The sequence below is a fragment of the Onishia taeanensis genome (assembly GCF_013349955.1).
Classification (GTDB): Bacteria; Pseudomonadota; Gammaproteobacteria; order Pseudomonadales; family Halomonadaceae; genus Onishia; species Onishia taeanensis_B.
On sequence record NZ_JABVXC010000006.1, the window covers coordinates 62,322 to 76,788 of the forward strand.

At 62.3% G+C, this 14,467-nt stretch carries 15 protein-coding genes, 1 pseudogene and 1 CRISPR repeat array (1 of these 17 running past the window's edge); of the genes and pseudogenes, 7 read left to right on the forward strand and 9 right to left on the reverse strand.

Annotated features, from left to right (window positions below):
• Nucleotides 1-4: 4 nt before the first annotated feature.
• The 6 genes and pseudogenes from HUS66_RS18090 to HUS66_RS09140 form a co-directional block, all read right to left on the reverse strand.
• A complete protein-coding gene (locus HUS66_RS18090) occupies nucleotides 5-76 on the reverse strand; it encodes a hypothetical protein (protein WP_175070702.1) in 72 nt (23 codons plus the stop codon).
• 106 nt (nucleotides 77-182) lie between these two features.
• Entirely contained in the window at nucleotides 183-254 is a 72-nt protein-coding gene (locus HUS66_RS18095) for a hypothetical protein (protein WP_175070703.1), read from the reverse strand.
• 106 nt (nucleotides 255-360) lie between these two features.
• A pseudogene (locus tag HUS66_RS18100) lies at nucleotides 361-505 on the reverse strand (helix-turn-helix domain-containing protein); the annotation flags it as partial.
• Nucleotides 506-538: 33 nt separating this feature from the next.
• Complete coding sequence (gene glnG, locus HUS66_RS09130) at nucleotides 539-1,948, reverse strand: nitrogen regulation protein NR(I) (RefSeq protein ID WP_175070604.1); 1,410 nt, start codon at nucleotides 1,946-1,948, stop codon at nucleotides 539-541.
• Between the two features lie 52 nt (nucleotides 1,949-2,000).
• Entirely contained in the window at nucleotides 2,001-3,065 is a 1,065-nt protein-coding gene (gene glnL, locus HUS66_RS09135; RefSeq protein ID WP_175070605.1) for a nitrogen regulation protein NR(II), read from the reverse strand.
• A gap of 379 nt (nucleotides 3,066-3,444) precedes the next feature.
• Complete coding sequence (locus tag HUS66_RS09140; RefSeq protein WP_175070606.1) at nucleotides 3,445-4,044, reverse strand: DUF4124 domain-containing protein; 600 nt, start codon at nucleotides 4,042-4,044, stop codon at nucleotides 3,445-3,447.
• Between HUS66_RS09140 and HUS66_RS09145 the strand changes: the two genes are divergently transcribed.
• A complete protein-coding gene (locus HUS66_RS09145) occupies nucleotides 4,043-4,222 on the forward strand; it encodes a hypothetical protein (protein ID WP_175070607.1) in 180 nt (59 codons plus the stop codon). The two genes, HUS66_RS09140 and HUS66_RS09145, sit on opposite strands and share 2 nt — an antisense overlap.
• Before the next feature lie 146 nt (nucleotides 4,223-4,368).
• On the opposite strand, the gene glnA is transcribed toward HUS66_RS09145, so the two are convergent.
• Nucleotides 4,369-5,775, reverse strand: a complete 1,407-nt coding sequence (gene glnA, locus HUS66_RS09150; protein WP_175070608.1) for a glutamate--ammonia ligase — start codon at nucleotides 5,773-5,775, stop codon at nucleotides 4,369-4,371.
• Between the two features lie 640 nt (nucleotides 5,776-6,415).
• On the opposite strand from glnA, the gene HUS66_RS09155 reads away from it, so the two are divergent.
• From HUS66_RS09155 to HUS66_RS09175, 5 genes are all read left to right on the forward strand, one after another.
• A complete protein-coding gene (locus tag HUS66_RS09155) occupies nucleotides 6,416-6,955 on the forward strand; it encodes a hypothetical protein (RefSeq protein ID WP_175070609.1) in 540 nt (179 codons plus the stop codon).
• 330 nt (nucleotides 6,956-7,285) lie between these two features.
• Nucleotides 7,286-9,115 carry a translational GTPase TypA gene (typA, locus tag HUS66_RS09160; protein WP_175070610.1) on the forward strand — a complete coding sequence of 610 codons (1,830 nt, stop codon included), beginning with the start codon at nucleotides 7,286-7,288 and terminating at the stop codon, nucleotides 9,113-9,115.
• A gap of 233 nt (nucleotides 9,116-9,348) precedes the next feature.
• Nucleotides 9,349-9,675 carry a hypothetical protein gene (locus HUS66_RS09165; protein WP_175070611.1) on the forward strand — a complete coding sequence of 109 codons (327 nt, stop codon included), beginning with the start codon at nucleotides 9,349-9,351 and terminating at the stop codon, nucleotides 9,673-9,675.
• 122 nt (nucleotides 9,676-9,797) lie between these two features.
• On the forward strand, nucleotides 9,798-10,529 hold the full coding sequence (locus tag HUS66_RS09170) for a dienelactone hydrolase family protein (protein ID WP_175070612.1): 732 nt from the start codon (nucleotides 9,798-9,800) through the stop codon (nucleotides 10,527-10,529).
• Between the two features lie 145 nt (nucleotides 10,530-10,674).
• Nucleotides 10,675-11,931 (forward strand): dicarboxylate/amino acid:cation symporter, encoded by a 1,257-nt coding sequence (locus HUS66_RS09175; RefSeq protein WP_175070613.1) that lies wholly within the window; start codon nucleotides 10,675-10,677, stop codon nucleotides 11,929-11,931.
• Between the two features lie 196 nt (nucleotides 11,932-12,127).
• Here HUS66_RS09175 and HUS66_RS09180 read toward each other — a convergent pair whose 3' ends face one another.
• Nucleotides 12,128-12,376 (reverse strand): hypothetical protein, encoded by a 249-nt coding sequence (locus HUS66_RS09180; protein WP_175070614.1) that lies wholly within the window; start codon nucleotides 12,374-12,376, stop codon nucleotides 12,128-12,130.
• 262 nt (nucleotides 12,377-12,638) lie between these two features.
• On the opposite strand from HUS66_RS09180, the gene HUS66_RS09185 reads away from it, so the two are divergent.
• Entirely contained in the window at nucleotides 12,639-13,562 is a 924-nt protein-coding gene (locus tag HUS66_RS09185; RefSeq protein WP_175070615.1) for a glycerophosphodiester phosphodiesterase, read from the forward strand.
• 91 nt (nucleotides 13,563-13,653) lie between these two features.
• Here HUS66_RS09185 and HUS66_RS09190 read toward each other — a convergent pair whose 3' ends face one another.
• Entirely contained in the window at nucleotides 13,654-14,235 is a 582-nt protein-coding gene (locus tag HUS66_RS09190) for a DUF4202 domain-containing protein (protein WP_175070616.1), read from the reverse strand.
• 192 nt (nucleotides 14,236-14,427) lie between these two features.
• Nucleotides 14,428-14,467: direct repeats of the CRISPR family, unit length 29 nt; unit sequence CGGTTGAGCCCCGCGCCTGCGGGGATCGG; it runs 2,736 nt beyond the window's last position.

The window sequence follows — 14,467 nt, forward strand, 5'->3', positions numbered from 1 at the left end:
ACCCTCATTCGTCGGCCAGCGCCGGCAGCAGCACCTTCAGCTTACGGGTCAGAGTATTGCGCCCCAAGTCGAGCAACTCGGCGGCCTCGCCGGTCTTGTGGAGAGCGCCCGCCGGTGTGCTTGAACGCCGTTTCGATCAGGATACGCTCGGGAACTCTGGCAAGCGGCACGGCCTCCGGCCTTCAGTCGTCGGCCAGCGCCGGCAGCAGCACCTTCAACTTACGGGTCAGAGTATTGCGCCCCCAGCCGAGCAACTCCGCGGCCTCGCCGGTCTTGTGGAGAGCGCCCGCCGGTGTGCTTGAACGCCGTTTCGATCAGGATACGCTCGGGAACTCTGGCAAGCGGCACGGCCTCCGGCCTTCAGTCGTCGGCCAGCGCCGGCAGCAGCACCTTCAGCTTACGGGTCAGAGTATTACGCCCCCAGCCGAGCAACTCGGCAGCCTCGCCGGTCTTGTGGAGAGCGCCCGCCGGTGTGCTTGAGCGCCGTTTCGATCAGGATACGCTCGGGAACTCTGGCAAGCGGCACGGCCTCCGGCTTTCAGTCGTCGGCCAGCGCCGGCAGCAGCACCTTCAGCTTACGGGTCAGAGTATTGCGCCCCCAGCCGAGTAGCTCGGCAGCCTCGCCCTTGCGCCCGCCGGTGTGCTTGAGCGCCGTTTCGATCAGGATACGTTCAAAGTCCGGTACGGCCTCCTCGAGCAGATGCGTCTGCCCGGCGGCCAGCGCCCGGTCGGCCCACTCGCGAAAAGCGCTGCGCCAGTCACCGGCGGCCACTTCAGTACCCTCGGTGGAGCGAAGTTCCGGCGGCAGATCGTCGATCAACACCTCGCGCCCCGACGCCATCACGGTCAGCCAACGGCAGGTGTTCTCGAGCTGGCGCACGTTGCCCGGCCAGGGCAGTCGCGCCAGATGTGCTTCGGCCTCCGGGGTCAGCACCTTGGCCTCGGTGGAAAGCTCCTTGGCCGCCTCGGCGAGAAAGTGCTGCATCAGGCGCGGGATATCCTCGCGGCGCTCGGCGAGGGTCGGTAGATGCACGCGAATCACGTTGAGGCGGTGGAACAGATCTTCGCGAAAGCGGCCGTCGCTGACCAGGGTTTCGAGGTTCTGGTGGGTGGCGGCAATGATACGCACATCGGCCTTCACCGAGACATGGCCGCCGACCCGATAGAACTCGCCGTCGGCCAGCACTCGCAGCAGCCGAGTCTGGGTATCCGGCGGCATGTCACCGATCTCGTCGAGAAACAGCGTGCCGCCGTCGGCCTGCTCGAAGCGGCCCCGGCGCTGAGCGGCAGCGCCGGTGAAGGCGCCCTTCTCGTGGCCGAACAGCTCTGATTCCATCAGGTCCTTGGGAATGGCTGCCATGTTCAGGGCGATAAAAGGCTTGCCGGCCCGCGGGCTGTGCTGGTGCAACGCCTGGGCGACACGCTCCTTGCCGGTACCGGACTCGCCGTTGATCAGCACGGTGATGTGCGAATGCGAGAGCCGACCGATGGCGCGAAACACCTCCTGCATCGCCGGCGCCTCACCGATGATCTCAGCACTCAGGCCCTCTGGCGCCTCGGCCGGGCGCTGGCGCTCGCGGGCGTGCGCCACGGCGCGGCGCACCAACGCCAGCGCCTCGTCTACATCGAACGGCTTGGGCAGATACTCGAAGGCACCGCCCTGATAGGACGCCACGGCGCTGTCGAGATCCGAGTGGGCGGTCATCACGATCACCGGCATATCCGGATGTCGCTCGCGGACCCGCGCCATCAGCTCGAGGCCATCGAGACCCGGCATGCGAATGTCGGTGACCAGCACATCGGGTGGCGATGCTTCCAGGCTAGCCAGCGCCGTATCGGCGCGTTCAAAGCTTTCGACCGAAAGGTCCGGCTGCGCCAGGGAGCGCTCCAGTACCCAACGGATGGCACGGTCGTCGTCGACGATAACGATACGCGCGGGATCGGTCATGATGCCTCCAGCAGGGTCAGGGCGTAAGCAGTGAGAAAGACGTTAATGCCCATCATGATTGGGCTTCCTTGCGTTGCGGCGGCGCATCCAGCGGCACCAGTAACCGGAATTCGGTGGCACCCGGCTCGCTGTCACATTCGATCAGCCCCTGGTGCTTGTGCAGGATGGACTGGGCGATCGACAGTCCCAGGCCGCTGCCCTCGGCGCGACCGGACACCATTGGAAAGAACAGGGTCTCGCTCAGCGACTCGGGAATACCCGGGCCGTTATCGATGATCGCCACCTCGCAGACCAGCCGATGGCGCTCGGTGCCGAGAGTGAATTGGCGACGAGCGCGGGTGCGCAGCGTCAGCCTCGGGGTCTTGGTGCCGGCATCGCCCATGGCCTCGACCGCATTGCGGGCAATGTTGAGCACCGCCTGGATCATGCGCGCCTCGTCGCCCTGGAGTTCCGGCAGGCTGGGGTCATAATCCCGCACCAGCCGCACCTGCGGGTGTTCGGCGGTGATCAACGAACGCACTCTCTCCAGCACCTTGTGGATGTTGAAGAGCGCATCATGGGCCGGCTGATTGGGGCCAAGCATGCGATCGACGAGGTCACGCAGCCGATCCGCCTCCTCGACGATGACGCGAGTGAACTCCTTGAGCGACGGGTCCGGCAGGTCGCGTTCCAGCAGCTGAGCCGCACCGCGAATCCCGCCGAGCGGATTCTTGATCTCGTGGGCCAACCCGCGGGTCAGGGTCTTGATGGTCTGCTGACGGGCGATCAGCGCCTCCTCTCGGGAAATGCGCATCAAGCGGTCACGGGGCTCGATCTCAAGCAGCAGCTCCTCTTTCGACAGCGGGGTCACCGTGAAGTCGGCGGTTACCACCTCGCCGCTGCCGGTGGTCAGCACCGCCTCACGCTGGGTGAACGGGTGCAGCTCATCGCGGGCCTTGCACAGCACCTCGGAAATGGCGCCATCGATGCCTTCCAGAGGTTCGAGGCAGGTGCCACGAACCCGCTTGAGGCTGACGGCCAACAGCGCCTCAGCGGCAGGGTTCATCCAGCTCACCCGAAGACCGCCGTCCAACAGCAGGACGGCCGCACTCAGATGCTCCAGCAGACGTTGGTACATGGTGCACTTCGCTCGGTCAGCATTCCCTATAGCTGTGCAAGAAGCGCGCCAGCCTTAACAAGGCCGCCACTACAGTCATAGGGAAATAACGGTCATCATTGAATGCACCATGTTAGTGCAAAACTTTGCCCGCTGTCGCCGCAGGCCTCACCATAAACGACTGCTACGGTGAGACGGCGGGACGAGAAACGCTGCGCTAAGGGGCGTATAGCGAACGGCGTGTCGTCTAGGTGTCTCGGTGTGGGCCATCGTGATGAAGGGCGCTGCGGCGAAGCCAGAGAGTGGCATCATGAATGCGTGGCAGTATGAAGCGGCGTCATGGAGCGGGATCAAGGAGCGGGATCAAAAAGAGTGGCGCCGGTTATGGCGCCGCGCTATGTCAGCCGCCAGTATTGCTGGAGTTATTCGGATTGCGAGGCAGATTGACGCTGGCACGCTGCACGAAGAGCGTTACCGGCTCACTGCTATGACGCACCCGGCCATCGGCATCCAACAGTTCGGCGACCAATTGGTGCTCGCCGCGCTCAAGACCGGTCACCATGAACACCGACGAGTGCATTGCCGATTGGCTGACCTGGCCATCGACCAACAGGCGCACCCGATGGTCGTCGCGCAGCGCAGGCTCGATCGACAGCTCGACCTGGACATTGCCGGCGTAGCCCGTCGGCAGCGTCTGCTCATTGGTGGGGGACGCGATGCGAAAGGTCGAATAAGGCAGGAAGGGGGGCGCCGCCGGCTGGCTATTGCGATTGCTACTTTGCGAGCGATTGTTGAGGGAGGAGGACGAAGAAGCATCGGGAGTCGCCGGCACCACGGTCAACGGCGCAAGCGTCATCTTTTCACCGCTATCCGGACGGTCGGAGTAGCTGACGTTGCCCTGCTCGTCGACGTGGCGGTATACCGTGGCCGCCGACGCGATGAGCGGCAGCAGGGCGAGCACCAGCGCCGCCACGCCCAGCGACATCACTTTCGACGACATGGCTCTCAACGGCGACTCTCTCAACGGCAACTCTCTCAACAGCATCACTCTCAACGGCACCAAACCTGACCGCGTCTGTCTGAGCGGCAGCATCCTCAACGGCCACTTCTGCGACAACATCGCCGACCTGACGCCTGTGGCGACTCTCCTGACGCTTAGCATCGTTTGCTCTCCCTAGCTGCTTACCCTATCGACGGTCGACGACTGGCTACGCCGAGTGTAACCAAAAAAGGGGACCGCGTGAGCGGCCCCCTTTGGCGACTAACCAACGCACCGGCCCTTGAGCCGACGGTGGCAATCAGCAGCTGTTCTTAGCAGCTGTTCTTAACAGCTATAGTACATGTCGAACTCGACCGGATGCGTGGTCATGCGCAGACGCTCGACGTCCTCTTCCTTGAGCTCGATGTAAGCATCGATCATGTCGTCGGTGAACACGCCACCTTCGGTCAGGAAAGTACGATCGGCATCCAGCGCGTCCAGGGCCTGGTCCAGGCTCTCGGCGACGGTGGGAATGGCCTTGCCCTCTTCCGGCGGCAGGTCATAGAGGTTCTTGTCCATGGCATCGCCAGGATGGATCTTGTTCTTGATGCCATCGAGGCCGGCCATCAGCATCGCCGCAAAGCACAGGTAGGGGTTGGCGGTCGGGTCCGGGAAGCGGGCCTCGATGCGCTTGCCCTTCGGGCTTGCGGTGTAGGGAATGCGGATGGACGCAGAGCGGTTACGCGCCGAGTAGGCCAGCATTACCGGCGCCTCGAAGCCCGGCACCAGACGCTTGTAGGAGTTGGTCGCCGCGTTGGTGAAGGCGTTCAGGGCACGCGCGTGCTTGATGATGCCGCCGATGTAGTAGAGGGCCGTTTCGGACAGGCCCGCATACTCGTCACCGGCAAACTGGTTGACGCCGTCTTTCCAGAAGGACTGGTGGACGTGCATGCCGGAACCGTTGTCACCCACCAGCGGCTTGGGCATGAAGGTGGCCGTCTTGCCATAGGCATGCGCCACGTTGTGGATCACATACTTCATGGACTGCACTTCGTCGGCCTTCTTGACCAGGGTGTTGAACTTGACCCCGATCTCGTTCTGGCCGGCGTTGGACACCTCGTGGTGGTGCACTTCGACGCTCTGGCCGATGGCTTCCAGGGTGTTACACATGGCGCTACGCATGTCGTGGAAGCTATCCACCGGCGGAACCGGGAAGTAGCCGCCCTTGACGCGCGGGCGGTGGCCGAGGTTGCCGCCTTCGACGACGCTGTCAGTGGCCCAGGCGCCTTCTTCGGAGGTGATCTTGTACATGGAGCCCTGGATGTCGGACTTCCAGTGCACTTCGTCGAAGATGAAGAACTCGGGCTCCGGGCCGAAGAAGGCGGTGTCGCCAAGGCCGGTAGACTGCAGGTAAGCCTCGGCGCGCTTGGCGATGGAGCGCGGGTCACGCTCGTAGCCCTGCATGGTAGCCGGCTCGATGATGTCGCAGCGCAGCACCAGGGTGGCGTCTTCGGTGAACGGGTCCAGATAGGCGCTGCCGTCTTCCGGGCGCAGGATCATGTCGGACTCGTTGATGCCCTTCCAGCCAGAGATGGAAGAACCATCGAACATCTGGCCGTTGTCGAAGAATTCCTCGTCCACGGAGTGCGCCGGAATGGTGACATGCTGCTCTTTACCGATGGTATCGGTGAAGCGTAGGTCTACCCACTTGATGTCGTGTTCTTCGATCAGTGCGAGGGTCTTCTCAGACATGGTGTCCTCCAGAGGATGAGCGATGGCTCTTGTGGTTGGCGTGCGTGCCCGGCGAGGTGGTTACGTGTCTCGACCCCGCCGCCACAGCAAAACGGGACCGAATCGTTTGTACCATGCCAAAGGCCTCAGGCCCATGGTCGCCGGTACAGGACATGAACGGCGTCATGTCACTGCGATATGTCACTGGAAAGTACAATGCAGGGGACGTGCCAAAATGGCGCACAATGGCCAAGAAAAACAAATAACCAACTGATTAAAAATACTTTTTCCCTTATTTAGACTAAAGAAAAGAGTCCATTAATGGTTATTTTTAGCGCACCTCGCGTCTGGTCGGCGCGCTCAATGCACCAAAATTGAACACTCTTGATCTGAAGCGCACCAAAACAACACATCCATGGAGCCGCGTGCCACGTTGAGCCGACCCACCAGTTTGGATGAGCCGAACCAAACGCTCTGCCCCCGGTCATATCAGCTAAATATAGTATTGCTACCTCGTGAAACTCAAAGCTACACTTTATTACACAACAAGGGCGCAGCCTGGCGCCCTCGTTGTCTGATATGCCTTGAAACGGTGACATCCCACACCGCGACACGCCCCCATGAGCGCGTTGCATAAGCCCACGCAGGAGCGTCACCGCAGATGAATGCCTATAGCGTTATCGTCGATTCCAGGCTGATGGGCGCTCAACTGCCACGCTGCATGGCCACTCTCAACGAAGCCGTGCGACGGCATCCGGCACGGGTCGATATTCAGGTCATCGGCACCGCCGAAAATGCCCGCCTGGCGACACTGAGCCGACGCTTCGGCGGCCGTTTCACCGTCTGCGATCACGCCACCTTCGGCGCCCGCGGCAACGCCATCGCCCGCCTGACTTCTGCCGACATCCTGGTCTTTCTCTCTCCTCACGGACGGCTGCGCAGCAGTTGGCTAGGCGAGGTCGACAACCTGCTAGAGCACCAGCAGTGGGATGCCATGATCTTCCAGCCCCATGCCCCCGCGCTGATGACGACCCTGCGGCGACTGTGGCATGTCGCCACCCCAGCCGGTACCCTGTGCATCGCCCGCCAGTGGTTCGAGCGCATCGGAGGCTTTGATACCGGCCTCGACGACACCGCTCACGAGGACCTGGTGGAGCGTCTGCGCGCTTGTCATGCGCGTATCATGGAAATATCGCTATAATTCCGCGTTCCTCCATGGAGCAACGCAACGAGCTAAGGACGCGTTGAAGTAACGCGTTAAAGTAGAGTATCCCCGGATCACCCTCGCGCCCGTCCCGATCACCCCTGGCCCTTCTCCACGTCTCAATCACGTCCTGCGTGTCGTGCGGCCAACGCCGATCGAGTCCGCCAATGCCGGATGTCATCCTCATTCAAGGCAATCAGGACCAGGATTCAAGCGCTGGGTATCAAGGACTTGGTGCTGACCGCGGCGAGAATTCGCCTACAGCGCTGGTAGGGGCACCGGCCCGGATACTATAATGTCGCCCAATTTTCGCAGCAGGATCCCTTCGTGATCGAGAATCTTCGCAACATCGCCATCATCGCCCACGTTGACCACGGCAAGACGACGCTGGTCGACAAGCTCCTCAGTCAGTCCGGCACCCTCGACCGCAAGGCCGAAGGCCAAGAGCGGATCATGGACTCCAATGACCAGGAGAAAGAACGCGGCATTACCATCCTGGCCAAGAACACCGCGATCCGTTGGCACGACACCAGCGCCGACACCGACTACCACATCAACATCGTCGACACGCCGGGACACGCCGACTTCGGTGGTGAGGTGGAGCGCGTGATGTCGATGGTCGATTCCGTGCTGCTGATGGTCGATGCGGTCGATGGCCCGATGCCCCAGACCCGCTTCGTGACCCAGAAGGCTTTCGACCAGGGCCTCAAGCCGATCGTCGTAGTCAACAAGATCGACCGCCCCGGCGCACGTCCGGACTGGGTCATCGACCAGATCTTCGATCTGTTCGACAACCTCGGCGCCAGCGACGAGCAGCTCGACTTCCCGATCATCTACTGCTCGGCCCTGAACGGCGTCGCCGGTGAAGAGCCGGAAGCCCTCGCCGATGACATGACGCCGATGTTCCGCGCCATCGTCGATATCGTCGAGCCGCCCAAGGTCGAACTCGACGGCCCGCTGCAGATGCAGATTTCCGCGCTGGACTACAACAGCTACGTCGGCGTCATCGGCCTTGGCCGCATCAAGCGCGGCGCCATCAGCCCCGGCCAGCAGATCAGCGTCATCACCAAGGAAGGCAACACCCGCAAGGGCAAGATCGGCCAGGTAATGACCCACATGGGCCTGGAGCGCGTGCAGACCGAAAAGGCCACCGCTGGCGATATCGTCTGCATCACCGGCATCGACGCCCTGGCGATCTCCGATACCATCTGTGATCCGGCCAACGTCGAGGCGCTGCCGGCGCTGTCCGTCGACGAGCCGACCGTGTCCATGACCTTCCAGGTCAACGACTCGCCGATGGCCGGACGTGACGGCAAGTACGTCACCAGCCGCAACATCAAGGATCGCCTCGAACAGGAACTGATCCACAACGTCGCGCTGCGCGTCGAGCAAGGCGAAACCCCCGAGAAGTTCAAGGTCTCCGGCCGTGGCGAGCTGCACCTCTCGGTGCTGATCGAAAGCATGCGCCGTGAAGGCTTCGAGCTGGCCGTGGGCCGCCCCGAAGTGATCATCCGCGAGATCGACGGTGTCAAGCAGGAGCCCTACGAAGAAGTCATCATCGACTGTGAAGAGGAGCATCAGGGCTCCATCATGGAAGAGCTTGGCTATCGCAAGGGCGAGATGACCAACATGAACCCGGACGGCAAGGGTCGTGTACGCCTGGACTTCATCATCCCGGCACGTGGTCTGATCGGCTTCCGCGGTCAGTTCCTGACCCTGACCTCCGGTACCGGCATCCTCACCAGCCGCTTCGACCATTACGGCGAACTCAAGCCCGATGCCTCCATCGAGCGTCGCAACGGCGTGCTGGTCTCCATGGTCCCCGGCAAGGCCCTGGCCTACGCCCTCTTCGCCCTGCAGGATCGCGGCAAGCTGATCGTCGAGCACGGCACCGAGGTCTACGAAGGCATGCTGATCGGCATCAACAACCGCGCCGACGACATGGTGGTCAACCCGACCAAGGCCAAGAAACTCGACAACATGCGCGCCTCGGGCAACGACGAGAACCTCGTGCTCACGCCGCCGATTCGCTTCACCCTCGAGCAGGCCATCGAGTTTCTCGACAGCGACGAGCTGGTCGAAATCACTCCGAACCACATTCGCCTGCGCAAGAAGCATCTCAAGGAAAACGAGCGCAAGCGCGCCAAGAAGGGCTAAGTCACGCCCCGGCGAACGCTCTCGAGCGTCGCCTCCTTGAAGATCCTGGCGCTGCGCGTCAGGATCACGGAAGCCCACCCTTGGCGGTGGGCTTTTTCGTTGGGCGCAAAAATGGCTAATCTAAGGGAAGCATTCGTTTCCCAGCACTAACACTTTTCAGTACTTACACTTTTCAGTACTACAGCTTCTCAGCACTACAGCCCCGACTCATTGCCCGCATAAGGAGAGCCAAGATGCACAAGCACGTGGAATGGGATGATCCCGGCAAGTACAGCGTACTCGCCTTCTACGCCCACAACCCCGGCGAGTACGTCGACCCGCACCCTGGCAGCATCATCAACGCCCATTACGAGGGGATAAGCGTGCGCGTGCGGGTCGAGGCCTTCGTTGGCGGCGATACCAGCATCGGCGAGGTGGTGGCGCTGATCCATCCGCGCACCGGCGACCGCATGCAGGCCCACGGCAAGCTCGCACTTGGCGACATGGTCCGCCTACCCGATGAGATGCGCACCCTCGAGCCTCGGCTCCCCGATGACGAGGACGACGCAGACGACAACTGAGCCTCTTCACGGTCGCTGAGCGGCGTTTCGCCGCCCCTGTTCGCGCTGCCCCGCACCTGGGCTCAGCCTATCTATCCCAACCCCGGGGCCAGTGCTTCTTCAGCCCCGACGCGGAGAATGCCATGAAAGTCCTGTGTTCGCTGCTGTTGAGCCTGACTGCCACCACCGCGCTGGCCGGCCAGGCCGTCAATTACGAGATCAACGGCCAGCCCTATCAGGGCTACCATGCCACCGCTCAGGGCGAGTCCAAGGGCAGCGTGCTGATCATTCACGACTGGGATGGGCTGACCGACTACGAGATCCGTCGCGCCGACATGTTGGCAGCGCAGGGTTATGACGCCTTCGCCGCCGATCTCTATGGCGCCGGCAACCGCCCGGTGGATACCAACGCCAAGAAAGCCGAGACCGCCAAGCTCTACGAAGACCGCGAGGCCATGCGCGAGCGTACCCTGGCGGCCCTCGCCCAGGCGCAGCGACTGGGCGCCAGCGACACCGTGGTGATGGGCTATTGCTTCGGCGGCGCGGTGGTCCTCGAGCTGGCTCGCTCCGGCCTTGCCGAGCACATCAAGGGCTACGCCACCTTCCATGGCGGCCTGGCGACGCCGGAAGGCCAAGCCTACCCCGCCGACATGCCGCCGCTGCTGGTGGCTCACGGCGGCGCCGATGAGTCGATCGGCATGGACCAGGTCGCCGCCCTATCCCAGGAGCTTGAAGCGGCCAGCGCCACCTATGAGATTCAGATCTACTCCGGTGCCCCGCATGCCTTCACCGTGCTGGGCAGCGATCGCTACGACGCCCGCGCCGATCAGCACTCCTGGGCGGCCTTCAAAGACCTGCTCCAAGAAGTGCTGTAACCGCTGTCGTGGCGTCATTCAGTATGTCTCATCGACAGAAATATCTATTACTGATCAGCAAATAAACCTCCGCTCCTTTCTGTAGTATTGTCGGCCTGCAGCATGATGAACCACTGCACAACCACAACACAGAAAGGAGTCTGACGTGTCGAATCACGCCACTGCCACCGACCACAATGCCTGGCAGCGCATCCCGCTTTGGCAGAAAATCCTCGCCGGCCTGGTACTCGGCGTGCTGGCCGGCGCCCTGATGGGCAAGGACGCCAGCATCTTCAAACCGCTTGGCGATATCTTCATCAATGCCATCAAGATGCTGATCGTGCCCCTGGTATTTTCGACCCTGGTGGTCGGCATCACCGCCATGCGCGACCCTCAGAAGATGGGGCGCATCGGGGCACGCACCATCGCTCTGTACCTACTGACCACGGCCTTCGCCATCGCCATCGGCCTGCTCGCCTCCTGGGTATTTCAGCCCGGCGTGGGGCTTGAGATGAGCTTTGAGTCTGGCGTCGAGTCCAAGGAAGCGCCGAGCCTGGTCGAGATCCTGGTGGGTCTCGTGCCCCAGAACCCCATCGACGCCCTGGCCAGCGGCAATATCCTGCAGATCATCGTCTTCGCCATCGGCCTTGGCATCTCGCTTACGCTGATCGGCGAAAAAGGCGAGCCCACCGTGCGCGTCTTCGAGAGCTTCTCAGAGGCCATGGTCAAGCTCACCAACATCGTCATGGCCTTTGCGCCCATCGGCGTGTTCGGCCTGATCGCCCATGTGGCCGGCAGCTACGGCCTCGACGTGCTGCTGCCTCTGGCCAAGGTCATCGGCGTGGCCTATCTGGCAAGCGTGCTGCACGTGCTGCTGGTGTACTCGGGGCTGCTGGCCCTGCTTGGCCGCCTGAACCCGCTGCGCTACCTGCAGGGCATTCTCGATGCCCTGGTGGTCGCGTTCTCTTCCGCGTCATCTTCCGGCACCCTGCCGGTCTCGCTGCGCTGCGCCCAGAAGAATCTGGGGGTTTCCGAAGGCGTGGCGGGCTTCGTACTGCCGGTAGGTGCCACCATCAACATGGATGGCACCGCCATTTATCAGGGCGTGGTGGCCGTGTTCATCGCCCAGTTGCTGGGGGTCGATCTGAGCATGGCCGACTACGGCATGATCATCGTCACCGGCACCCTGGCCTCCATCGGCACCGCCGGCGTGCCCGGCGCCGGCCTGGTCATGCTATCCATCGTCATGGCCCAGATCGGTCTGCCGCTGGAAGCCATCGCCGTGATTGCCGGCATCGACCGCATCCTCGACATGGCACGCACCAGCGTCAACGTCGCCGGCGACCTGATGGTCACCACCCTGGTCGGCAAGAGCGAAGGCGAACTCGACGAAAGCGTCTATAACGCCCGCCACAAAAGCTGATTAGCGCCTAGGTTGTGCCCGAAAAGTCGACGAGCGAAGGCCAGACAAGGCAAAAATCGGCGAAAGAGCGGAGTTTACGGGGTGTAAATGAGCATCTTGAGCTTATTTTTAACGCCGTATGGGCGAGCGCAGTACTTTTCAGACATTGCCGAGTCGCCGCGCCCACACACCGGGCGCGGCGCACTCGCTAGGCCGCTCACATCCGTGTGCCTCCGCCATCACCGGCTTCACCTTTCAGGTACTGCTCTGTGGTCAGCAGGAATAGGCGGCGGAACAGCTCATGGATGGCCTCCTCGCGCTTGAGCGCCAGCAATTCCTCATCTTCACCATCCGACGCCGCCTGGCGCGGGTATTCCCAGGCCAAGCGCACAGAGCCAGAGCTTGAATCACGAATCTGCAGGCTAGGATTGGCTCCCTTGAGACGGGTATCGATCTGATAGGGCATGATGCTCTCCTTGATAGGGCCAATAAATGATAACGATTGTCATTTGCAATTTAGGCACCCCTAGGCCGCCTGTCAACGTCATCAGCCTCCCATCTGCACTTCTTTCATCCTCTGTCCTCATCTCGACTGCGCTGGTATCAGCCAGCAGACCTTCATTCCCGGCCTTCTTCCCAGGCGTGACCTGATGTTGCCAACACATGACTTTGCCAATGCACAATAGGCACGCTAGGTTATTGCACACACATTCAATAAAAGGCGCCTTATGAAACACCATTCTCGTCTACCGCTCGCCGCCGTTCTCGCGCTTGGCATCAGCCCACTCGCCGCCCAGGCCGATGCCCTCGAACAACAGCTCGAAGACCTGCAGGGCTTCCAGATCATCGCCCACCGCGGGGCCAGTGGTTACGCCCCGGAGCACACCTGGTTCGCCTACGACAAAGCCCGCGACATGGGGGCCGACTACCTCGAGCTGGACCTGCACATGAGCGCCGACAACCAACTGATGGTGATTCATGACGACACCCTGGAGCGCACCACCAATGGCGAAGGCAACGTAAAGGATCACAGCCTTGACGCCCTCAAGGCCCTGGATGCCGGCTCCTGGTTCAACCAGGCCCACCCCGAGTACGCCAACGACGACTATGCCGGCGCCAAGCTGCTGACCCTGGACGAAGTGATCGGCCGCTACGGCGACGACGTGCGCTACTACATCGAGACCAAGTCGCCCGAACGCTACCCCGAACTGCAGCGTGCCCTGGTCGAGACGCTTGAAGCCGAAGGCCTGGTGGACGCCGGTGCCGTGGTCATCCAGTCGTTCAGCCAGGACAGCCTCGAGCAGATCCATGCGCTCAATGCCGATATCCCACTGGTACAACTGGTGTGGTATTCCACCGCTGAAGACGGCGATGGCCTCAATGAATGGACCGGTGTGACCCCGGCCCCCGCCGAGATCACCGACGCCGACTTCAAGGCCATCGCCGACTACGCCATCGGCATCGGCCCCAACGTTGTCTATGACGGCCAGGACGTGATCGACGCCGACTTCGTCGCACAGGCCCACGCCAACGGCCTGCTGGTGCACCCCTATACCATCAACGAGCCAGACGCCATGCAGCGGCTGCTCGACTGGGGCGTCGACGGCATGTTCACCAACTTCCCCGACCGGTTGAACGCCATCGTCGAGTGAGGCCACCCCTCACCAAGCCTCACAAGGTTGGCCCGGCCATTTGAGCCGGGCTAGCTGCTACCGCTAGAGCGCCAAGCGTTCCACGGCGTTCTTATGCCAGCGCCTCTTCTACCAAAGCGCGCGCCTTCCGCGTCATCGGCAGCTCAAGCGCCAGTTCATGCGCGGCCGGCGACATCTTCTTCCAGGTCTTCTGCACGATGCGGATCAGATGGCCGTGTTCTATCTGCTTCGAGAAGTCGGCGAAGTAGTTCTCCAGAAACACCAAACAAGCGCAATCCTCCACCGCCTGAGTGCCCTCATCACGCCCCAGGCCCTGCTTGCGGATCATTTGCGCCACGCGTTCGGCCTGCTCGGACGAGTAACCGGCCTCTTCCATCGCCTTCGCCGTGATCTCGCCGGCCCGCCGGCCCTGATCGCGCCGCCAGGTGAGATACCCTACTCGGCCCTCCGGGTAATCCTCGCGCGGCACCTGCCAGCGCTGCAGATGCTGACCGCGTACCGCCAGCCACAACAACTCATCCGGCGAATCTCGCAGGCTCGACAGCCAGGCACTCATCCGCCGCGCATGCCACAGCTCGCGGGGTAGCAACTCGCCCTCGACCTCGACACTTCTTGGGTCTTGCCCATGCAAGGCATCGAGAGCGGCAAGCGCCTGATCAAAAGAAGACGTCATGGCAGCACTCCACTGGTGGATATGGACAATCAGCCTAACGCTGAAACAGCGGGGCCAACACCTAAGACCACCTCATACCATACTCGGTGTCTTCACCGGTGCTGTTGATAGCACTCGCTCTAGCTGCCTGGGCGGCAGTGAACACGCCTGCGGGGATCGGCCGAATGCCGAGTCGCGGGCGTAATTCTGGTACGGTTGAGCCCCGCGCCTGCGGGGATCGGTCGCAGGCCGG